Here is a 20,120-nt window from a genome sequence, read left to right as displayed (position 1 = left end):
CTGCACCATGACACCGGAACGCTATCAGAAGCTTTTGCACTGGATGGAGGCCCACCCTGCGGTCAGAACGGCCGTCATCGCCCTCAACCGCTGGCTCCCGGCGGTGCCCTTCGTCTGCTACCCGTTGCTCCTCGTGCTGTTGAACGTCCAGTGGTTCCGGCTGCTGCAAGTGGGGCTGAACCAAACCGCTCTTGATTTTATGCAGCTCATCGCCCGCGCCATTCTCGTGCCGGGGTTCGTCTTCTTCGGCGGAACGGTGCTGCGGGCCAAGCTCAACTTCCCCCGCCCCTATGAGCAACCCGGCTTCACTCCGCTGGTGGAAAAGGAGACCCACGGCCATTCCTTCCCCTCCCGCCATGCCCTGAGCGCGGCGGTGCTGGCAATGGTCTGGCTCTACTTCTATCCCGCCGCCGGGGTCGCCATGGTGGTCGTGGCCGCCGCCATCTGTGTGCTGCGGGTGCTGGCCGGGGTCCACTTCCCGCGGGATGTCCTCGCCGGGGCAGCTCTCGGTTTTGCACTTGGCTATGTCGGAATGTGGATTTTCTGACCGCATCGTGCCCCACCCGGCGAAAAAATTTCAAAAAAATTGGTATTTTTGCTTGACAGAACCGGATGGGTATGGTATTATATCTCTCGCAGCCCGCCGCCGACGGCTCGCTGTCCAAGATAAGGAACCCAATGGGATAACAACGTGCGCCCGTAGCTCAGGTGGATAGAGCAACTGCCTTCTAAGCAGTGGGCCGGGGGTTCGAGTCCCTTCGGGCGCATTTATGTGGTGCCTTTAGCGTAGTCGGTTAACGCGCCAGATTGTGGATCTGGAGACCGTGGGTTCGAATCCCACAAGGCACCCTCTCAAAAAAGATGCAGAAGCGATTGCTTCTGCATCTTTTTTTATCACAGTGCCTTGTGGGGTTCGAACAGGGCGGCGGTGCATTGCACCGTAAGCGATCAGCCCACTGGGCTGTCGCTTAGCCCGCGGGTCCTAGACCCTTAGGAATGTCTACCGGGGCTTCTGCATCTTTTTTTATTATAGTGCCTTGTGGGGTTCGAACAGGGCGGCGGTGCATTGCACCGCAAGCGATCAGCCCACTGGGCTGTCGCTTAGCCCGCGGGTCCTAGACCCCTAGGAATGTCTACCGGGGCTGCTCTCTCATGAAAGCAGCCGGGTCCCAAAGCCTGTATTCTGTTCTTCCCGTTCAAACAAAAACAGCCGCAGCGCAGGAAAAAGCATCTCCTGCACTGCGGCTGTTTGTTTAGCTGTTGAGCTGCCTCATGATTCTCGCCACCTCCCCGCTGCTGTACCCCTCTTTCAGCAGCTCGGTGCGGATGGCCGCATCATTCTTGCCCTGACTGCGCATCCGGGCGGCGGTATAGGGCACGGTGCCGCCGGAGGAAACGCCGCTCTTGCCCACGGTCAGGCCGCCGGTGCTGCCCAGTTGGCCGGTGCTGCTTTTCGCCGCCGCATCCGCGCTGGCCTTTTGGACCTGCTGCGCTGCCTTCGACTGCTTCAGCGCCCATTCCCCCTTCGCGATGTTCAGCCGTTGGCTGGTCACATCGTTGGTGAACTGCTGCTGGCGGAGCTTGTCCTGATACTGCTGCTGGGCAAGGGTGTTGTCGAACTGCTGCTGCGTCAGGCCGTCCTGATATTTTTTCTCCTGCATCTGCTGGTTCCACGCGGTGTCGGCGCGGTCGGCCTCGTAATCGCGGTTGTTGGCATAGATGTTGTACCCGGTGTTCAGCAGCGAACCAGCCAGCGAGCCGAGGCCCGTGGTGCCGGAAACCAGAAGCTGCACCGCGTCGCCCACGACGCCCAGCGCCGTGACGGCATTGTTGAACCACTGCTGCTTCTTGGCCGCCTGCTGCTGTTCCTGCTGGGAATAGTAACCGTACAGGGTGTTCAGGCGGCTCAGGTAGTCCTGATACCGGCCGTAATCCTTCTGGTAGGCGCTGTTGTAGGCACTGCCCAACTGTTCAAGCTGAGTGTAATAATCCGAAAGTTTCTGGTTGTACAGCCCCTGCGCGTTCTGTTCCTGCGCGCTGAGCTGGTCCAGCCGCGTCACAAGGGCATCGCCGCTGCTGTCGTAGGTGTCCAGTGCCAACTGGTACAGGGTCGGGATGGCCAGATTCAGCGCCCCGATCTGCTGCTGGTACGCTTGCTGGGCCACGCTGGCCGCGTAGCTGGAGCCGTAGCCGCCGGTCAGCGCCGCCGCCTGTGCCGCTGCGTCCGCGCTGGCGTTGTGGGCGTTCTGGGTGTACACCTGTGCATACTGGTGGTAAAGCGGGTCATTGACGTAATTGTAGCTGAAGTCCTTCTTCCCGCTCAGGTCGTCCAGCGCCGCGTCGATCCGGTCCTGATATTTGCTTTCATAGTCGCCGGGGCGGTTCTCCTGCAGTTCCTTCAGGGCATTGCCCGCAGCCGTCACGCTGTCAGAGGGGCGGTACCCCGCCGAGGCCAGCGCGTTCTGCACCTCCTGCCGGCTGTTCAGCCCCTCGGTGGAGTACGATCTCTTCCTTTCGTCGTTCGCCATAGGTTCTCCTTTCTCCTCACAGGCTGCGCAGCTTGGTGCCCAGCTCATCCGATACGTTTTCGATGTCCAGATTGGTCAGCACATACTGCAGCTGCTCCTGCATCTGGTAGAGGTAATTCCGCAGTGCGCGGGCATCCTCCGGGTCCATATTGTCGCTGAGTTTCGGCAGTCCCAGCTTGCTCAAACCGGAAACACTTGCCATCCGTCATACCTCCTGTTCTAAAATGCCGCCCCGCGCCGAAGCGATGGTCCGCGCCAGACTGCGCAGGGTGATCTGCCCTTCGCCGCGCAGCCGGAGCCGGAGCGTGCTGCACCGGCGGGGCACAAAACTCTGGTCAAAGTTCTTCCGCTGGCCGCTCACCTGCCACGCGGCCACAGGCTCCCACCCGCCGCCGTCATAGCTCACTTCCAGCGCCACGGTACTGGCGCAGTCGGCGTCCAGCCGGAGGGTCAGCCGGGAGAGGTAGCGGTCCTCCGCCCCGTCCAGCCCGATATCCCCCGTGATGAGTTCAAAGGGGATGGTCGCCTCCACGCCCTCGGTGGTCTGCCAGTCGCTTTCGCGGCTGGGGTCGGCAGCCCAGATGTCCGCCCCGTCCCAGAGGTAGAGCTGGCCGCCGGTACTGGCCATCTCGTAGGAGCAGCCGTTCTCCTCCTGCCACAGGCCCCGCTCGGTGTCGTAGACCAGCAGCCGCTCTTCGGGCTTCTCCCCGCCGCTGTCCCGCACGAGATACAGGTAATACCGTCCATCCAGCGCACCGCCCACTGCTGCCCGCACATTGGACAGCCGGGCGGTGTTCAGTTTTTCGGATACCTTGCTGGGCACGCTGCCGTCCCACGCCATCACACCGTCCGGCGAGAGGTAATACAGCGTCTCGTTCAGCACGCAGAGGCTGCGGCTGGCGTTCCGCGCCACGCCCCGGCAGCGGATGGCACTGAGCTGAAAGTCCGAGGGCTTGGAGCCGTACAGCTTGTGGATGCAGTTCTCCTTGAAAAAGAGCACATAGCCCAGACAGGTGGACGCGCCGGTAAAATCCCCGTCGCTGCCCACGGTCACGGCGTAGCTGTCCTCCGCGATGCCCCGGTAGGAGAACCAGTTGGTCGGGTCGCCCAGCTTGCAGCCGTAGATGGCATTTTCCGCCTTGGAGCAGCCCCACAGCCGGTTGTCGCACTCGGTCAGGTAATCGAGGTCGGGCACCCGCCGCTCCAGCCGGAACGGGTCGGGGCTGCCCTCCAAGCCGCTGCCCTTGCCGTCGATGCTCTTCCAGCGGATGACGTCTCCGCTCTTGGTCAGGGTGCCGTAGAAGTAATCGCCGCCGGGCTCGGCCCGGACCTGCACCCAGTCCTCGCCGCGGGCGTAGACGATGCGGTCCCCCTTCAGCCCCTTCCAATACCCGCCATCGTCGTCCTTGATGCCGCTCAGCGTCACGGTATCCCAGACTGCAAAATCGGCCCCGATGCCCTTGCACTCGATCCGGCACCAGTTCAGTTCAATGGCCGACCAGTTGCCCGAAGCCTCGCTGTAGATTTCGAGGATGCTTTCGCTGCTGTAGGGCACCTGCGAGTTGACTACCTTGAGGAACAGGTCGCCGTCTGCGGGGTCTGTCGGCTCCTTGGGGCCCCGGTTCTTGACGGTGTAGGTCTTCCCCGCCGCGTCGCAGGGCGTCAGCACCACATCCGCGTTCCCATTCGTCCACGCCGCCGCCAACGGCGTCACGGACAGGTCTTTCGTATCAAAGGCCGCCTTGTCCGGGAAGATGATGATCTTGGTGCCCATGCCCACCAGCACCTTTTTGCTGTCGGTCACGACGTTTTCCACGGTCTGCACCGTCTGCGGGGCGTCGTCGGTGCTGTAGCAGAGATTCGTCCCTTCCACCACCAGCAGCCCGTTCAGGTGGTACATTCCGTTCACGGGGGCCGCCGTCCGCAGCTTCCGGCGGGGGATGCGGGTGCTCAGCGCCGGGAAATTCCGGGCCGAGAAATTCTTGCCGCTGCTGCATTCGGCCTCGGTGCAGCTGTACGTCTCGTTCAGCCCACCGAAGGCCCGCAGCAGGGTGCGGGTGTTTTTCAGCCCCGCACGGTTTGCCAGTGCCATCGTTTTTCCCTCCTCACCAGCGCCAGCGCACCCGTCGGCGGGGCAGGTTCTCCTGCCGCAGCCCGGCGGCCAGTCCGCTCAGGATGCTGTTGTACTGCGCCTGTTCCCCGGCGTAGCGGTCGGTCTCCCCCAGCGCCGCGTCGATGCGGGCGCAGAGGAAGTGCGGGTAGAGGGTGTCGTAGGGCACCGGCACCAGCAGCTCCGTGCTGTCCGGCAGGGTGCTGCCAGACCATGCCGCATCGGCACCGACTTTTTCGTACCCGGCCGCGCCGCTTTTCTCAAAATACAGCTTGCGCAGCATGGCATCCTCCTCGCAGAGCCAGCGTCTGCGCGTCTCGTCCGAAAGCTTGCACCCCGGCCGCAGCTCTGCGGCGCGGTCCAGCGCTTCTCTAACGGTCATCTCATCGCTCCTTTCGAAAAAGGCCCGGCTGGGCGATCTTCCCGGCCGGGCCGCTGTTTGTTACTGTACGCCGTTTTCGGCAGCCGCGATGCGGGCGGCGGTCCGCTCGTCCTGCATCTGGCTGTGCTCCAGCACCTCGGCCACCTCCGGCGGCACCTCCACCTCAACGCCCCGGCGGATCTTATAATTCACCCCGTTGACGCTGACGAACAGATCCTCCTTGTACCGGCTGTTGTCCTTGAAAAGCTTGATTTTCATATGACTCCTTCCTGCCCTTTGCCGCAGGGCCCAACGGTTCTTCCTCTAAGCAGAGGGCACTTAGTTCGCGGATGCGCTGGCCGAGTAGCTCGACACACTTTCAATGCGGATCATGTACTGCTCCACCAGACGCTCGGCGGCGCGCATTCCCTTCCAGCCCACGGACGCACGCTGGTTCAGCGGGTCATCACCGTAGCCCAGCTGCTTGACAATGTGCTCCAGACCGCCGCCTTCCAGCTCGGTCACGCCGTAGGCGTGAGCGCCCAGCACCAGCGTGCCGAACACGGCCAGACCCGCCGGGCAGGTGGCGTCCTTCCAGATCTTCGCCTCGCTGGTCTCGATGAAGCGGATGTTGCCCAGCTTGCCGATCTCGCCCCGGAACATGGCCTCCGGGTCCGCGTACTTGTGCACCTCGATGAACTCCTTGCTGGTCTTCAGGTCGTAGGCAGCGTAGGGGTGGATGATGGCGATGTAGCTGTCGCCGATGGGGTCGGCGTTCATCGCGCCAAGCTGGGCGGCGGCTCGGAAGAACAGCTTCGGGGTCAGGGTGCAGGTCTTGTCCAGATTGGCGCGGCTCTTCACAACGGACTCGGTGCCGTCCGCCGCCACCTTGGGCGCATAGATGACATTGGTGCCGCCGGCCAGCACATCGCGGGTGATGCTGTCCATGGTGCGGCCCGCCTGACTGGCCAGCACGCGGGTGGCCTGTACCACATTGTTGTCGATGGCGGTCATCTGCAGCTGGTCGGTCAGCGGGGTCCAGCCGCCGTACTGGTGCAGGTCGCTGGTGATGGTGGTCACGTTCAGAGCCTGACCGTTGGGGGTCACGCCCTCGGTCAGCGGGGTGGTCGCCTTGGGCAGACTGTCGTACTTGCGGAACTCGATGGTCTTGCCGCCGTTCTGGGGCACCGGGTAGTAATCCGCAAACTGGTCATGGACGAGGCGCGGCTCGGCCTGATCGATGAGGCGCTTCTCATAGAAGGTCTTCATCTCGGCAGTCATGCCGGAGGTGCTGGTGGTGTTGTTCAGCGCGGCAGATGCGTCGGCGAACAACTGGAGGTCGATCATTTCATGCTTTTTCATAACGTTTTCCCTTTCTTTGTTGTTTCATCGATTCTTGGCTCCCCTATCAGGAGCGTTCCGCAAGACGCCGCCGGTGGCGGATCGCTGCGGTGACAAGTCCTCAAAATACGATCCGTTCGCCGTGCAGCGCTTTCCGCTCCAAGGCTTCCCGCTGGGCGCGGCTCATCCGGGAGACATCGGCTCCCGTCACCGCCGCGCTGCCGGGCCGGGTGCCGTTTTCCGCCGGGCGGGCGGCGCGCTGGCGGATGCGCTCCACGACGCCCTGTTCTACGTCGTGGGCCGCTTGGCGCAGCGCGTCATTGTAGTGGGCCAGCCGGTAGGCATCTGCCATCCGCATTCCGGGCAGCTGCATCAAGCGGCGCATTTCGGGGTTGCGCAGTTCCTCTTTCAGCGAGAACTCCGGCACCATCCGGCGCATCAGCGCTTCCTCTGCGGCCCAGCGGCTGTGGAGCCCGTCCACGACCTCCCGGCCCGGAAACCGTTCCGGCAGCGGTGGGCGGGGCGGCTCCGGCTGCGGCTTGGATTCTGATTCACCTCCTTCCCCGCCGGTTTCTTCGGCCGTTTCCTCCGGTGCGGGCGGTGCCGCCTCGTCGGCTTTTGCACTGCCCGGCTTCATGGTGCCGGAGGCAATGGCCTGCTGGGTCTGGGCCGCGCTCAGGGCCGGGGCAGCGCCCTCGCCGCCCTCCGCGAAGAGCTGCAGGTCCATCATCCCCCGTTCGCCCCGGCGGCTCACGTCGGCAAAGCGGAGGTTGTCCGGGTAGCGCTCGGCCAGCAGGGCAAAGCCCGTTTTCGCCAGCTCGAAGGCTCCCTCCACCCACGGCTTCTGCGGGGCATCGGCCACCACCGCCAGCCGGGGGCCGTCCGGCTCGTCCCATGCGTCGCTGTGGGTGCTTTCCTCCCCGGCCAGCAAGCTCACCAGAGCCTGCATCAGGGTGCTTGCCCCAGCGCAGACGATGTCCTGCCCGGCGGGGGCGTAGCCCGCGTGGCCCGCTGCTTCCAGCCGGAGCGTCACCCCCTCCGGCCCGTCCAGTTCGTTGTAGAGCACTTTGATCATTTACTGTTCCTTTCCAAGGCCCATGGCGTGCGCCACCGCCTTTGTCGTCAAGTTGTCGGCCGGGCCGGTCAGCGGGGCCCGCCGGGTCTGCATCTGCTGCATCCGGATGAGCTGCGTCTGCAGAGCGGTCAATTGCTGCGCGAGAGTCCCGTTCAGCCGCACCCGCTGGCGCACCTTCTCGATGCCCTCAAAGTCCATCATGTCCAGCGCCGCCAAGGCCGCGTCCGCGTTCGCCGGGGCAAAGAAGCCCAGTTGGTAGCACTCCTTGGCCGTCTCGTTCTGAGAGAGGCGGCTGAAGGTGGATTTCTTCTCGGCGCTCACCACGATGTCGAAGATCGGCTCGCGGCTGCCCAGTTCTACGCCGCCCACCACGCCGCCGGGCTGCGGGCGGAGCGCCGCGCCGGAAAAGGGCACGAACTCGTTTTCGCCGGTGCCGCCCACGATGCGGAACACCCGCTCCTCGTCGTAGAACTGCCGCATCAGATCAAGGATGAGGTAGCACTCCTTGGCAAAGGCCCGGTAGGCACTTTTCAGCATGTCGCGGCTGAGCTTCGACCCTGCCTCCTGCAGGGCCGCAATGGCCGAAGCCGCCGTCACGCCGCCCGCAGTGCCGCCTTGGGTCATATCCCGGTTGCCGGAGATCTCTTTCAGCTCCTCGATCCGGCTGGCGCGGTAGCTCAGGCTGTTGCCCTGCAAGCCCGCCGTCTGCAAGGGGCGGAAGCTGTCGTCGTTCAGCCGCCCCACCACATGCACGATATCGCGGGAAAAATCGGCCAGCTCCTCTTCGTTCACCCCCGCCGTGTCGCTCAGCACATACCGCTGTTTCGAGGAGAGCAGCACATTCTCGTCCATGGCGTGATTCATCCGGTCGATGGCGTTCTGGCACTCCTTCATCACGTCGATGTACCCGAAGCCCGCCGGGCTGTCCTCCTCCATGAAAAGCGGGTCGAACACGAAGGGATACTTGCCGTGGTCGTAGAAGCCCCGCCCGGCCAGCGCCGGATCGTTCTCGCTGGCGTAGAGGACCACGCCGTTGCAGAACTTGCAGTAGTGGAGCAGCACCCGGCCATTCTCATCCGGCTTTTTGTAGTACCAGTCCACCACCACGCTTTTTTCGCTGGTGTCCAGCCCGCCGTCGTGGATGAAGCGGGGCACGTCCAGCACGCTGGCGCTGTGACCCTTGAGCTGGGGCCAGCGGGCTTCCAACTGCTTTGTGTTCTCCATGTTCAGGGAGAAAAAGTGAGGCGATGCCTGAATATCCTCCACGCCCGGCTCCCAGTAGAGCATCAACAGGTTCATGGGGCGGATGGCGATCTCGCCCACGCCGCCGTGCTGTTCCGGGTCCCAGAAAATGCCCTTGACGCCGGTGCCCTGCTTGAGCTTGCGCCACCATGTGTCGCTGTACACCTGCTCGTAGTCGGCCTGTTCCAGCACCACGGGCAGAATGCTGGACAGCACCCGCGCCGTCTGCTCGTCGTCCGCCGCGCGGGGCAGCACGTTGGGGGCCGGGTAATTGTCCATGGCATCGGCGTGCTTGTTGGCGATGGAGTTGAACAGCCACCCGCTCGACGTCTGGGGCTTGCCCTCCATCATCGGGTTCTGGTAGTTTTTCCAGTGCCCCATCCGGAACCACAGTTCGTTGTCCACCAGCCGCTTGTCCAGCGCAGCCTTGCCCGCCTTGTACTTCTGCAAGATGGCCGCCGCCTCCGCGACCTCCTCCGGGCCGATGGGCAGTTCCCGCAGCTCTGTATTGTTCAAAATCTCATCTTTCATAGGTTCTCCTTTCCGTCAGCATCCTTGCCCTCTCAGTCAAAGCCTAACAGCTTTGCCAGCTCCGCGACACGCCGCCGTCAGGCGGACTGCGCGCTGAGAGGGCTAGATCCGGTAAAATCGCGCCCTCTGATGCAGCTCCAGCGGGTCATCCGGCTGCGGGGGCCGCACGGTGCGGCGGGGCGGCGAGATGGGCTTTTCCATCAGCACATACCGGCATTCGTCGTAGATGTGGTCCTCCTGCCGGGTGTCGATGTCCTCCACATTGCTCTCGTCGTAGACCAGATTCGGGATGGTCCGGATGAAGTGTTTGCAGGTATTGAAGACCTGAAACATCGGCTTGCCCTCCCCGTCAAACGCCAGCCGGTAGTGGAACTGCATCTTGCCCGCAAGGCGGGTGTGGTCGCCGGGCATCCAGTGCAGGAAGTTCGGGCTCCGCTCCATCATGGCCGCGATGCTCTCGCCCCGGCTCTCGTCGAAGATAGCAGGGTCGGCAATGCCTTGGATGACCCGCCCCCGCAGCACCGGGTCGTTCTGCTCGGCCTCCCGGATCCGCCGGGCCTGTTCCACCGGGTCGATCCGAAGCCCCTCGTTGGGGCGGCCGGTGCAGCCGTACAGCTCCTTGATCCGGTAGAGCCGCCCCTCCTCGTCCACCGCGTACCACCCCACCGAGAAAGGCTTGGAAAAGCCGAAGTCGTAGCCCCGGTAAATTTTCCAGTGCTTCGGGATGGGGAACGGTTCGATAACATGGGTCCAGCGCTGGTCGAAGTAATGGCTGGGGTCGTTCCGCCACTCGGTGAACACCTGCCCGGAAAAGCTGTCCCAGCTGCCGTAGAGCAGGGCCTGTTTTTCCGCTTCGGGCAGGGACGCAAGGCTGGCGAGGTAGTCCGGGTCATTTTCCAGCAGAGCGGGGTTGTCGAAGATGCTGGACGGGATGAACACCCGCGCCCGCTTCAGCCGCTTTTCGCTGCCGTCCGGCATTCGGATGGGATATTCCTCCACGATGGGGGTGCCGGGCGGGGCCGGGGTGATGAACCGGGCCTTCACCCACCCGTGGCCCACGCCGCCGGGGTTGGTGGTGGCCCGCAGATACACCCGTGTGCCGGGGCCGGTGGGGCGGTTGCGGCTCATCATGTAGCTGTACTCTTCCCACTCGAAGTGGGTCAGCTCGTCGAACCCGATGAAATCGAAGGCCTTGCCCTGATAATTCGTCCGGTCCTTGGTGTGCTGCATCGAGCCGAAATAAATTTTCGCCCCGCTGGGGAAGACCCAGACATGGCTCGTGGCGTTGTACTGCGCTTCGGGGAAAGCCCTGCGGTAGTAGAGCTGGCTCTTGTCCACAAGGTCGCTCAGCTGGGGGAAGGTCTTGCGCAGGATCAGCGCCCGGTAGTGAGGGATATCCACCTGCCGCAGCGCCTCGATCACCAGCGCGTCGCTTTTTCCGCCGCCTGCGGCCCCGCCGTACAGGGCCTCCGGCTCCGGCCGGCGCATGAACTCCATCTGCCGCGGCTGAGGCCGCCAGACCACGGCTGCATTCGTTCCAGTCTTCATACGTCCTCCACCTTCGGCAGCAGCACCACGCCGCACTCTCCGCCCTCGGCCTCTGCCCCCTGCTCGTTCACGGTCTTGGTCACAGCGGCCACATCCTTCAGGATGGCCGTGATCTCCTTCATCGCCTTTACGATGCCGCTGGTCTCGGTGCCGTCGCGCCGCGCCGTTTTCTGGCGGGCGCTCAGCTCCTTGACCTCCAGCGCCAGCATCGCGCTCAGGGTATCGGCGGCGCGGTAAAGGTTTTCAAGGCATTTGCCCTCTGCGGATCGTTTTTTCTGCGCCATTCGGTTTGTTTCACATCCTTTCGTTTTGGCTTGGCAAAAGAATACCACGTTTTTGTCTTGCCCGGCAGTGTGTCCTTTTGTAGGCCCACAGAGTAGTTTTCGCTTTTTGTTATCCAGTTTGTATAATCCAAGTGCATAAAAAGTTCCCTGTCCGCGTTCTTTTTTCGCAGACAGGGAATCGAACCTCCAATTTTTTGATGGAAGGCATCCAATTTTTTGCGCAAAAAAGGCCGACACAGCCTCTGCTCCACCCGGAGCGGCCATGTCAGCCTTTTCTTTTTTCCGAATTTATAACGTCTCTACGCGGTCAAACAGTTCCTTTGCCGCTTCCACAGCTTCCTTGCTGCCAAAAGCAACGCGGGTGCCGTGCTCTGCGGCCTTGCCGAGGTCTGCCGCCATCGCTTTCAGCGCCGCTTCGTCCACGCCGCACAGCGCCCTGCGGTCCGCCGCCAGCATCTCGTCGGTGATGCCGCAGAAGTACCGGCGGTCGAGTTCCTTCGCCTCGGCACAGGGCTTCATGGGCTTGTCCATCTCGGAAACGGTGCCCACGATGGACTCGGTCAGGTCCTTTTCGGTGTAGCTGCGCGCGGCCAGCTCCGCCGGGCCCTTGGCAAACGTCTCGTAGCTTTCGGCCATGTGGGGGTCGCGGTAGGTGTAATAGGCCTCCGCCCCGGCGCGGGTCAGCATCCCGGTGCCGTAGGCGCCGCCCACCTCGCGGATGTTGTGCCACAGGTATTCGTAGCTCATCACGCGGGCCAGTACCCGGCGCTCCGGCTTGCGCTCCTGCGGCCATGCCAGAATGTCATAGTTCACGCCGCCGTCAATGAGGAAGGCTTCGTTCACCGGGGCGGTCAGCTCCTGCGTGTAGGGTTTGGCCGTGCCGCGGGCTTCTTCCGCGAACACACTGCCGGGCAGCAGAGCTTCCAGCTTCTGTTTTGCCGCTTCGCTGCCGTGGAGGCTGATGGTCAGGGCCGCGTGGTGCAGCACCTTTTCCCGCACTGCTTCCAGCTTTTTGCCCAGCGCCGCCCAGTCGGCCTGTTCCAGCAGACCGCAGAGGAACTTGTACCCGGTCACGCCGCTGCAAGCCTCGCTCAGCGCATATTCCACTGTATAGTGGCTCATGGCGCGGACCATCGCATACTGGTTGCCCATCTGGATGAACTGCTGTTCCATGTTCAGCTTCTGCTGGCTCAGCACGCGGGCAAACGCCGCCTCAGCCTTTTCGCCGGTCAGCTTGGTCTCGTACAGGAATTCCCCGCCCAGCTCGATGGCCTTTTCAAGGCTGCGCTCCAACAAGCTCATGCTCAGCACCAGCTTTGCGTGGCAGGGGGTTCCCTCCTGCCGCCCGGTCCAGAACGCGATGCACGCCGTGCTGTCGCCCAGCCACGTGCTGCGCAGGGTGTTCAGCTCGCGGGCCGTGTGGCGCGGGGTGTCCAGCTCGTCCAGCATATCGGTCAGGATGTCCAGATACTGCACTTCTTCCTCGCTCAGCCCGCCGAGGTCGTAGTAGAGATTCAGGTACAGGCTGCCCTTGGAGGGGTGGTGCAGCAGCTCTGCCCCGGCCACTGTGCCCACCACGCCTTCGGCGCTGGGGCTGCCCTCGCCGAGGTCGGTCACGGTCAGCGGGTGGTCCAGCACCAGCTTGCCGTCGGTGCGGGCGGGGGCGGCGTTCTCGTCGTCCTTCTTGGGCAGGGTCGGCACTTGGATGACCTGCACCGGCGCGGGGGCAAACAGCTCCCGCAGCAGCTCGTTGAACCAGCCGCTGTCCAGCTTCTCCCGCAGGGCGGCAAAGAGCTTGTCCGTGTGGAGCAGCAGGGCCGGGTCTCCGGTGTGGAGCCAGCCGGTCGCGGCGTGGATGGCGTCCAGCACGCCGTCGGGCAGACTGCCCGGCCGCTCCAGCGAAGCGAACTCCGCCGCGTTCAGGCTGGCCAGCAGCAGCTCTGCCGGGATGCCCTCGGCAAGGATGCCGTCCACCGCGCGGCGGACCGCTGCGGCGAACTGTTCCGCCGTTTCCTCGGTCGCGCCCCGCAGCACCAGCTCCAGAACGGGCTGCAGTGTGCTGTCATCGAAGCCCACATCGATATCCGCGCCCAGCTTTTCTTCCAGCAGTGCCGCTTTCAGCGGGGACTGGTTGGTGCCCAGCAGCGCGTCCAGCAAGATCTCCACGCCCAGCTGCCGCTCCCGGTCAGCGAAGGCGCCGGTGTACCACGCCAGCGCGCACTGCACCTCGTCGGCCTCCGGCTTTTCGGTGTAGTAGGGGATCTTCACGCAGACGCCCGGCTGCTCACTTTGCAAGGTCAGCTTGGGCTGGCTGGTGCCCTTGGGCATCTTGCTCAGGTATTCTCTGTCGAGAAAGTCCAGCTTCTCGGCCATATCCATCTTGCCGTACAGGGTCACGCAGCAGTTGTCGGCGCTGTAGTGGCGGCGGTACACCCGCTGATACTTCTCATAGGTCAGCGCCGGGATGGACGCCGGGTCGCCGCCGGAGACGAAGCCATAGGCCGTGTCGGGGAACATGGCCCGCTCCAGCGCATCTTCGAGCTGAGCGTCCGGGGCTGCCAGCGCGCCCTGCATCTCGTTGTACACCACGCCGCTCACGGTGCCGTCGGCGTCGCGGTGCCAGCCCTCCTGCTCGAACACGGCCTTGTCCACCATGGCCAGCGGGCAGAATACCGCGTTCAGGTAGACGTCCATCAGGTTCTTGAAGTCCGTCTCATTCGGGGTCGCAAAAGGGTACACCGTCTTGTCCGGGAAGGTCATGGCGTTGAGGAAGGACGCCATGCTGCTCTTGAGCAGTTGCAAGAACGGCGAGGTCACGGGGTACTTCTCGCTGCCCGCCAGCACCGAGTGTTCGAGGATGTGGAACACGCCCGTATCGTCGGAGGGAAAGGTGCCGAAGCCGATGCCGAAGGCCTTGTTCACGTCCTCGTTCTCCACCAGCAGGACGGTCGCCCCGCTGACATCGTGGGTCAGCACGGTCAGGGTGCCGTGCTGTTCGGGGCAGTCTTCGCTCCGCACGACCGTATAACCGGGATATTGCTTCATTGGGATTCTCCTTTTTTCTGAATTGGGTTTTGTTTTATTGTATCACGCTCTCTTGTAAGACGCAACAAACAAAAACAGAAGGGGATCGTCGGCGTTGCCGACGATCCCCTTCTGTTTTACTCTTTACAAGACATCTTGAACAGCACAAAGCCGATGATGAACAGCACGATCAGCGAGCCGACGCCCACATTGGCGCTGCCGGTCAGCTGGCTGCCCACGCTGACGATCATGGTGCCGAGGAAGGAGGCCCCCTTGCCGCAGATATCGAACAGGCCGAAGTATTCGCCCGACTTTTCCGGCGGGGTGATCTTGGCGAAGTGGGAGCGGCTCAGCGCCTGTACGCCGCCTTGGAACATACCCACGATGACGGCCAGCACCCAGAACTGCCACTGCTGGGTCAGGAAGAAGGCGAAGGCCGCGATGCCCGCATAGGCCGCGATGCAGACCGGGATCAGCGTCGTGGACGGGTATTTGGAGGACAGCCGCCCGAAGATCAGCGCCGAGGGGAAGGCGACGATCTGGGTCACCAACAGCGCCAGCAGCAAGCCGGTGGTGTCCAGCCCCAGCGCGGTGCCGTAAGCCGTCGCCATGTCGATGATGGTATACACGCCGTCGATGTAGCAGAAAAAGGCCAGCAGGAACCAGAACACCTGTTTGTCCTCGTGCAGATGCCGGATGGTGTGGCCGATGCGGGCGAAGCTCTGCCGGATGGCGTGCTCCTTCACCTCCACATAGTGTACCTGCTTATAATTTTTCAGCAGCGGCAGAGTCGTCACCAGCCACCACACAGCGGTGATGAACAGCGAAATGTTCAGTGCCGTCATCTGGCTCAGGCCGATGGCCCCGGCCCCCAGCACCAGTGCAAGGCAGACTAGGAAGGGCACGCAGCTGCCGATGTAGCCCCACGCATACCCGCGAGAGGACACTACGTCCATCCGCTCCGGTTCGGTCACGTCGCTCAGCATCGCATCATAGAACACCAGACTGCCGGAGAAGCCCACCTTCGCGAAGATGAAGATCAGCAAAAAGGGCAGCCACGTTTTCGCCAGCCCCATGGCGCAGCAGCCGGCCACGCCCACCACGAGGCAGAGGATGAAGATGGGCTTCTTGAAGCCCTTGGTGTCGGCCAGCGTGCCGAGGATGGGGCTCAGGATGGCCGTGATGACGGTCACCGCCGAGGCCGCATAGCCCCAGTAGGCCAGATACTCCACCGAACTCAGGCCGCCTTCCTCCGCCAGTGCATTGAAAAAGATGGGGATGAGGGTCGCCACCAGCAGCACAAAGGCCGAATTGCCGACATCGTATAAGATCCACGCGCGTTCCAGCCCGGTCAGGCGGAATTTTTCCTTCTGTTCCATTGATTCCTCTCAATTCTCTCCAAAGGTGTGCTGATACGCCGCATCCAACGGTGCATCCGTGCTCAGCCCGTCCACATACTCCGTGATGAGCCGGACCGCCAGCGGGATGGCCTTCTGGTACAAGGCATCCAGCCCGCAGCCGCTCTCGGCGCAGTCCGGGTTCGGCTTGGGGTTCGCCACCAGTCCGTGCATGAACTCCCACTTGCCCGCCAGCCGCATGGCGCTCAGCACCACCCAGCGCTTTGCCGGGTTGGAGGCCAGCAGCATCTTGTGGACGAAGACCATGCCGGTCATGGCCTGATAGGCTTCGTCCACGCTGATGCCCTCGTAGAACGGAGCCACAACATTCGCCCAGATGCGGCTGGGCTGGATGTGGCTGGCCGTCAGGTAGTGCATCGGGTCGTGGCCGTCCCGGCGGAGCAGCATGTTATCGAACTCCGTCTCGATCTCGCAGTGGCTCACCCCGCTGGAGCGGACATACTGCTCCACGTACGGGTGGCAGGTGCTGTCCAGCGCAAAGTGGCAGATGAACCCCAGCGCGTACACCAGCGCGGCATCCTTATTCTTGGACTTGCGGATGACGCCCCGCGCCCGCTCGAAGAACACCGCACCCGGCTGCTCGTGCATGGCGCCGCCCAGCCGGCTCACATGGTTCGACTGCAATGCCTTGTAGTAAAACAGCAGGTCCGGCCCGTGGAGACCCAGATCATACAGCGCACGGTAAGGCTCGATCTTGTCCCGCAGCTCTTCCGGCAGCCGAGCCAGAACATCCGCCCCGAACCGGCGGTGTGCATAAGTAGAAGGCATATTTACTCCCCCTTACGATTTTCATACGAAGCTAGTATACCAGAAACATTTTCCCTCTGCTACCCTTTCGGGCATTATTTTGGTAAAATATTTGAGATATCTTTTGTAAAAAAAGCTGTTCGGTTGCCGCAAAGCAGCTTCCGAACAGCCATTGCCTCACTTCAATTCATTCTTCGGGTCGCGGTCCATCAGGGTGCGCACGGCCTCCGCCGCGCCCATGCCCTTGTTGACGATGGCATTCACGGTCTGGACGATGGGCATGTCCACCTGATACTGCTCGGCCAGTTCCAGTGCGGCGGGCAGGGCGTTCATGCCCTCCACCACCATGCCGACTTCCTTGACCGCGTTCTCCGGCGTCTCGCCCTTGCCGATGAGGATACCGGCGCGGTTGTTGCGGCTGTGCATACTGGTAGCCGTCACGATCAGGTCGCCGATGCCCGCCAGACCCGCAAAGGTGTGGACATTGCAGCCCATCGCCACGCCCAGCCGGGCGATCTCGGCGATGCCGCGGGTGATGAGGGCAGCGCGGGCGTTGTCGCCGTAGCCAAGGCCGGTGGAGATGCCGACGCCCAGCGCGATGACGTTCTTCATAGCGCCGCTCAGCTCCACGCCCTTGATGTCCTCATTCGTGTACACGCGCATGACGCTGTTGGAGAAGACCTCCTGCACGAACTTGGCCGCCTCCATGTCCGGGCTGGCCGATACGATGGTCGTGGGCAGGTCCACCGCCACCTCCTCGGCGTGGGTGGGGCCGGACAGCGCCACCAGACGGATGCCCTTCGGGCCGCCCTCCTTGCCCAGCTCGTCGGCCAAGATCTCGGTCATGGTGTACAGGGTATCGGGCTCGATGCCCTTTGCCACGTCCACGATGATCTGGTCATCCGCCACATAGGGCCGCGCCTTGGCTGCCGTGGAACGCACGAACACCGACGGCACTGCAAACAGCAGCACGTCCTTGTCCTTGCACACTTCCTCGATGCTCTTGGTAAAGCGCAGCTCGTCCGGGACCTTCATTCCGGGCAGATTGGGGTGCACGCGGGTGCTCGACAGGCTGTCGATCTCCTTTTCGATGGCCGACCAGACCTGCACATCGTTCCCGCTCACGCAGAGCATCCGTGCCAGTGCCATGCCCCAAGTACCTGCACCCAGAACCCCGATATTCCGTTTCGTCACGTTCATATCCTCCGAATCCGCCGCGCGGCTTTCGCGCCGCTGGCATATTCCCCGCAAATTTGGCGGGGGCTTGTCAGTTTCTATTGTACACGAAACTCCCGTCAACGTCAACTCCTTGCCAGACTGCACAAAGTTAGCGCATGTTTCCCCGCGCTTTTGGTAATAACAGGGGAATTGCCCAAACAAATTGCGTCCGCTGGAAATTCATGTTATAGTTTTCTGGTAGGAATTATAGGATTTCACTTGACTTCAAGTGGCCTTTAAGGTATATAATAGACACTCCGCAGTTTCTTTTTGTCAAAAGAAGGAAGATTTTCAATGCTCGAAACGATTCTTTCCAACCGCACGGCCAGCGTTTTGTGGGAAGCGCTGCCCCGTATCCTGTCGGCGGGTCTCACCATGACCATCCCGCTGACCCTCATCTCCTTCTCCCTCGCCATGGTGCTGGCCGTGGTGGTGGCGCTGGTGCAGTACGCCAATGTTCCGGTGCTGCGGCAGGTGGCCCGGTTCTACATCTGGGTCATCCGCGGCACCCCGCTTCTGGTCCAACTGTTCATCATCTTCTATGGTCTGCCCAGTGTGGGCATCATGCTGGACGCCTTCCCGGCGGCGGTCATCGCCTTCGCCATCAACGAGGGGGCTTACTGTGCCGAGACCATGCGCGGCGCGCTGGAAAGCGTGCCGCAGGGCCAGCTCGAAGCCGGTTACTGCGTCGGCATGACGTGGTGGCAGATCATGCGCCGCATCGTGCTGCCGCAGGCGCTGCGCACCGCCGTGCCCGCCCTCTCCAACTCCCTCATCGGCATGATCAAGGATACCTCGCTGGCGTCCAACATCACGGTGGCGGAGCTGTTCATGGCCGGCCAGCGCGTCGCGGCCCGCACCTACATTTTCCTGCCCATCTACTGTGAAGTCGCCGTGGTCTACCTGCTGTTCTGCACGGTGGTCACCAAGCTGCAAAGCCTGTTGGAGCGCCATCTGAACGCCCACGGCTTCCAGTGAGAAAGGAGGAAGCAGCATGGCTATGTTAGAAATTCAAGACATCCACAAATCGTTCTATACCTACGACGATAAGCCCCGTTTCCACCTCGGCCCCTTCCCCCGCGGCAGCGCCCGCCGGGTGGCCAGCACCCTGAATGTGCTGCGCGGCGTGGACCTGACCGTGGAAAAAGGCGACGTCGTGGCCATCCTCGGCCCCAGCGGTTCCGGCAAGACCACCCTTCTGCGCTGCCTGAACTTCTTGGAGCCCGCCGACAGCGGCCGCCTCGTCTTTGACGGCGAGACCTTCGACCTCGGCAAGATCACCAAAGCCGACATCGCCCGTCTGCGCAAAAAGACGGCCTTCGTCTTCCAGAACTACAACCTGTTCCGGAACAAGACCGCCCTCCAGAACGTCACCGAGGGCCTCATCGTTGCCCGCAAAACGCCCAAGGAGGAGGCCGACGCCATCGGCCGGAAGATGCTGGAAAAGGTCGGTCTGGCCGACCGGGCGGACTACTACCCCCGCCAGCTTTCGGGCGGCCAGCAGCAGCGCGTCGCCATCGCCCGCGCCCTTGCCACCGACCCGGAGATCATCTACTTCGACGAGCCGACCTCGGCGCTGGACCCGGAGCTGACCGGCGAAGTCCTCGCCGTCATGCGGCAGCTGGCCGAGGAGGGCATGACCATGCTCGTGGTCACACACGAGATGGGCTTTGCCCGCAACGTCTCTTCCAAGACCGTTTTCATGGAAAACGGCGTAGTGGTCGAACAGGCTCCCTCCCGCGAATTCTTTGAGAATCCGAAGGAAGAACGTACAAGAGAGTTTTTACGTAAAATTGAACATACAAATTAAGAGGTATAGTATGAAAAGAAGAACCTTTATTTCCCTGATGAGCGTCATGGCAGCCGCCGGTGTGCTCACGCTCTCCGGCTGCTCCTCCAACAGCAGTTCCGCCAGCACCACCGCTTCCGGCGCTGCTTCCGCCGACTCCGCTGCGGCAGACCAGCTCGCCGCCATTCAGGCCAACGGCAAGCTGATCGTTGCGCTGGAAGGTGCATGGCAGCCGTGGAGCTATCACGATGAGAGCGACACCCTCGTCGGCTATGACGTCGAGGTCTCCCGCGCCATCGCCGAGAAGCTGGGCGTGGAGCCGGAGTATGTGGAGAGCGACTGGGACAGCCTGTTCGCCGGTCTGGATGCGGGCCGCTATGATATGGTCTGCAACGGCGTCGAGGTCACCGATGAGCGCGCCCTGACCTACGACTTCACCACCCCCTACGGCTACATCCACACCGCCCTCGCCGTCAAGAAGGACAACGACGACATCAAGACCTTCGAGGACCTGAAGGGCAAGACCACCGCCAACAGCCTCGCCTCCACCTATATGGAACTGGCCGAAAGCTACGGCGCCACTGTGCAGGGCATCGACACGCTGGAGGAGACCATCCAGCTCCTGACCGCGGGCCGCATCGACGCCACCCTGAACGCCGATGTCTCCTTCTATGACTACCTGAACGTCCATCCGGACGCCGACTTCAAGATCGTCGCCCAGACCGAGGAAGCTTCCCACGTCGCCATCCCCCTGCGCAAGGCCGACGCCAGCGCCACCCTGCTGGAGGCCGTCAATAACGCCATCGACGAGCTGCGCGCCGACGGCACCCTCAAAGAGCTGAGCGAAAAGTATTTCGGTCAAGATATCTCTTCCGAAAACTGAGCTTAAATTAAAATCGGCCCT

Annotated in this window: 18 protein-coding genes and 2 tRNA genes; 6 read left to right on the top strand and 14 right to left on the bottom strand. The window is 62.7% G+C overall.

Going from position 1 to position 20,120, the window contains the following annotated elements:
- Positions 1–7: 7 nt before the first annotated feature.
- The 3 genes from C4N23_RS08390 to C4N23_RS08380 all read left to right on the top strand — a co-directional run bounded on the left by C4N23_RS08390 (position 8) and on the right by C4N23_RS08380 (position 849).
- Positions 8–547 (top strand): phosphatase PAP2 family protein, encoded by a 540-nt coding sequence (locus C4N23_RS08390; protein ID WP_112145390.1) that lies wholly within the window; start codon positions 8–10, stop codon positions 545–547.
- A 146-nt stretch (positions 548–693) separates the two neighbouring features.
- Positions 694–767: transfer RNA gene (locus C4N23_RS08385), tRNA-Arg, on the top strand.
- 8 nt (positions 768–775) lie between these two features.
- Positions 776–849: transfer RNA gene (locus C4N23_RS08380), tRNA-His, on the top strand.
- A 404-nt stretch (positions 850–1,253) separates the two neighbouring features.
- Here the strand turns inward: C4N23_RS08380 and C4N23_RS08375 are convergent.
- The 14 genes from C4N23_RS08375 to C4N23_RS08310 all read right to left on the bottom strand — a co-directional run bounded on the left by C4N23_RS08375 (position 1,254) and on the right by C4N23_RS08310 (position 17,403).
- Complete coding sequence (locus tag C4N23_RS08375; RefSeq protein ID WP_112145388.1) at positions 1,254–2,528, bottom strand: cell envelope biogenesis protein TolA; 1,275 nt, start codon at positions 2,526–2,528, stop codon at positions 1,254–1,256.
- A 16-nt stretch (positions 2,529–2,544) separates the two neighbouring features.
- Positions 2,545–2,730, bottom strand: a complete 186-nt coding sequence (locus C4N23_RS08370; protein WP_055189724.1) for a hypothetical protein — start codon at positions 2,728–2,730, stop codon at positions 2,545–2,547.
- A 3-nt stretch (positions 2,731–2,733) separates the two neighbouring features.
- Entirely contained in the window at positions 2,734–4,620 is a 1,887-nt protein-coding gene (locus C4N23_RS08365) for a hypothetical protein (protein ID WP_112145387.1), read from the bottom strand.
- Positions 4,621–4,633: 13 nt separating this feature from the next.
- Positions 4,634–5,020, bottom strand: a complete 387-nt coding sequence (locus tag C4N23_RS08360; RefSeq protein ID WP_055189720.1) for a hypothetical protein — start codon at positions 5,018–5,020, stop codon at positions 4,634–4,636.
- A gap of 60 nt (positions 5,021–5,080) precedes the next feature.
- Positions 5,081–5,278, bottom strand: coding sequence for a hypothetical protein (locus tag C4N23_RS08355; RefSeq protein ID WP_055189714.1), 198 nt, complete (start codon positions 5,276–5,278; stop codon positions 5,081–5,083).
- Between the two features lie 60 nt (positions 5,279–5,338).
- Entirely contained in the window at positions 5,339–6,361 is a 1,023-nt protein-coding gene (locus C4N23_RS08350; protein ID WP_097840057.1) for a N4-gp56 family major capsid protein, read from the bottom strand.
- Positions 6,362–6,461: 100 nt separating this feature from the next.
- Positions 6,462–7,415, bottom strand: coding sequence for a ribosomal-processing cysteine protease Prp (locus C4N23_RS08345; RefSeq protein ID WP_112145385.1), 954 nt, complete (start codon positions 7,413–7,415; stop codon positions 6,462–6,464).
- Positions 7,416–9,188 carry a portal protein gene (locus C4N23_RS08340; protein WP_055189707.1) on the bottom strand — a complete coding sequence of 591 codons (1,773 nt, stop codon included), beginning with the start codon at positions 9,186–9,188 and terminating at the stop codon, positions 7,416–7,418.
- Positions 9,189–9,290: 102 nt separating this feature from the next.
- Positions 9,291–10,736, bottom strand: coding sequence for a phage terminase large subunit (locus C4N23_RS08335; protein ID WP_112145383.1), 1,446 nt, complete (start codon positions 10,734–10,736; stop codon positions 9,291–9,293).
- Entirely contained in the window at positions 10,733–11,020 is a 288-nt protein-coding gene (locus tag C4N23_RS08330; RefSeq protein WP_055189705.1) for a hypothetical protein, read from the bottom strand. Before C4N23_RS08330 ends, C4N23_RS08335 begins: the two co-directional genes overlap by 4 nt.
- A 288-nt stretch (positions 11,021–11,308) precedes the next feature.
- Positions 11,309–14,065 (bottom strand): insulinase family protein, encoded by a 2,757-nt coding sequence (locus tag C4N23_RS08325; RefSeq protein WP_112145381.1) that lies wholly within the window; start codon positions 14,063–14,065, stop codon positions 11,309–11,311.
- A 116-nt stretch (positions 14,066–14,181) separates the two neighbouring features.
- Positions 14,182–15,423: an MFS transporter gene (locus C4N23_RS08320; protein ID WP_055189703.1), complete on the bottom strand. Its 1,242-nt coding sequence runs from the start codon at positions 15,421–15,423 to the stop codon at positions 14,182–14,184.
- A gap of 9 nt (positions 15,424–15,432) precedes the next feature.
- Complete coding sequence (locus C4N23_RS08315; protein WP_112145379.1) at positions 15,433–16,230, bottom strand: zinc dependent phospholipase C family protein; 798 nt, start codon at positions 16,228–16,230, stop codon at positions 15,433–15,435.
- A gap of 156 nt (positions 16,231–16,386) precedes the next feature.
- A complete protein-coding gene (locus tag C4N23_RS08310; RefSeq protein ID WP_483423400.1) occupies positions 16,387–17,403 on the bottom strand; it encodes an NAD(P)H-dependent glycerol-3-phosphate dehydrogenase in 1,017 nt (338 codons plus the stop codon).
- 318 nt (positions 17,404–17,721) lie between these two features.
- Here C4N23_RS08310 and C4N23_RS08305 point away from each other — a divergent pair, with 318 nt between their 5' ends.
- From C4N23_RS08305 to C4N23_RS08295, 3 genes are read left to right on the top strand one after another with little or no spacing between them, the layout of a single operon-like run.
- Complete coding sequence (locus C4N23_RS08305; protein ID WP_055189700.1) at positions 17,722–18,405, top strand: amino acid ABC transporter permease; 684 nt, start codon at positions 17,722–17,724, stop codon at positions 18,403–18,405.
- 16 nt (positions 18,406–18,421) lie between these two features.
- A complete protein-coding gene (locus tag C4N23_RS08300) occupies positions 18,422–19,237 on the top strand; it encodes an amino acid ABC transporter ATP-binding protein (protein ID WP_112145375.1) in 816 nt (271 codons plus the stop codon).
- A 10-nt stretch (positions 19,238–19,247) separates the two neighbouring features.
- On the top strand, positions 19,248–20,099 hold the full coding sequence (locus tag C4N23_RS08295; protein WP_112145373.1) for a transporter substrate-binding domain-containing protein: 852 nt from the start codon (positions 19,248–19,250) through the stop codon (positions 20,097–20,099).
- Positions 20,100–20,120: the final 21 nt, after the last annotated feature.

The organism is Faecalibacterium hattorii (assembly GCF_003287455.1).
Lineage (GTDB): Bacteria > Bacillota > Clostridia > Oscillospirales > Ruminococcaceae > Faecalibacterium > Faecalibacterium hattorii.
Note: the sequence above shows the minus strand (reverse complement) of the source record. Positions and strands in the feature narration are given on the sequence as shown.

Coding starts and splice junctions, on each gene's coding strand:
- C4N23_RS08360 (WP_055189720.1), bottom strand. CDS start 5,020: ATGACCGTTAGAGAAGCGCTGGACCGCGCCGCAGAGCTGCGGCCGGGG.
- C4N23_RS08335 (WP_112145383.1), bottom strand. CDS start 10,736: ATGAAGACTGGAACGAATGCAGCCGTGGTCTGGCGGCCTCAGCCGCGG.
- C4N23_RS08315 (WP_112145379.1), bottom strand. CDS start 16,230: ATGCCTTCTACTTATGCACACCGCCGGTTCGGGGCGGATGTTCTGGCT.
- C4N23_RS08390 (WP_112145390.1), top strand. CDS start 8: ATGACACCGGAACGCTATCAGAAGCTTTTGCACTGGATGGAGGCCCAC.
- C4N23_RS08375 (WP_112145388.1), bottom strand. CDS start 2,528: ATGGCGAACGACGAAAGGAAGAGATCGTACTCCACCGAGGGGCTGAAC.
- C4N23_RS08345 (WP_112145385.1), bottom strand. CDS start 7,415: ATGATCAAAGTGCTCTACAACGAACTGGACGGGCCGGAGGGGGTGACG.
- C4N23_RS08340 (WP_055189707.1), bottom strand. CDS start 9,188: ATGAAAGATGAGATTTTGAACAATACAGAGCTGCGGGAACTGCCCATC.
- C4N23_RS08355 (WP_055189714.1), bottom strand. CDS start 5,278: ATGAAAATCAAGCTTTTCAAGGACAACAGCCGGTACAAGGAGGATCTG.
- C4N23_RS08295 (WP_112145373.1), top strand. CDS start 19,248: ATGAAAAGAAGAACCTTTATTTCCCTGATGAGCGTCATGGCAGCCGCC.
- C4N23_RS08365 (WP_112145387.1), bottom strand. CDS start 4,620: ATGGCACTGGCAAACCGTGCGGGGCTGAAAAACACCCGCACCCTGCTG.
- C4N23_RS08305 (WP_055189700.1), top strand. CDS start 17,722: ATGCTCGAAACGATTCTTTCCAACCGCACGGCCAGCGTTTTGTGGGAA.
- C4N23_RS08330 (WP_055189705.1), bottom strand. CDS start 11,020: ATGGCGCAGAAAAAACGATCCGCAGAGGGCAAATGCCTTGAAAACCTT.
- C4N23_RS08370 (WP_055189724.1), bottom strand. CDS start 2,730: ATGGCAAGTGTTTCCGGTTTGAGCAAGCTGGGACTGCCGAAACTCAGC.
- C4N23_RS08300 (WP_112145375.1), top strand. CDS start 18,422: ATGGCTATGTTAGAAATTCAAGACATCCACAAATCGTTCTATACCTAC.
- C4N23_RS08320 (WP_055189703.1), bottom strand. CDS start 15,423: ATGGAACAGAAGGAAAAATTCCGCCTGACCGGGCTGGAACGCGCGTGG.
- C4N23_RS08350 (WP_097840057.1), bottom strand. CDS start 6,361: ATGAAAAAGCATGAAATGATCGACCTCCAGTTGTTCGCCGACGCATCT.
- C4N23_RS08325 (WP_112145381.1), bottom strand. CDS start 14,065: ATGAAGCAATATCCCGGTTATACGGTCGTGCGGAGCGAAGACTGCCCC.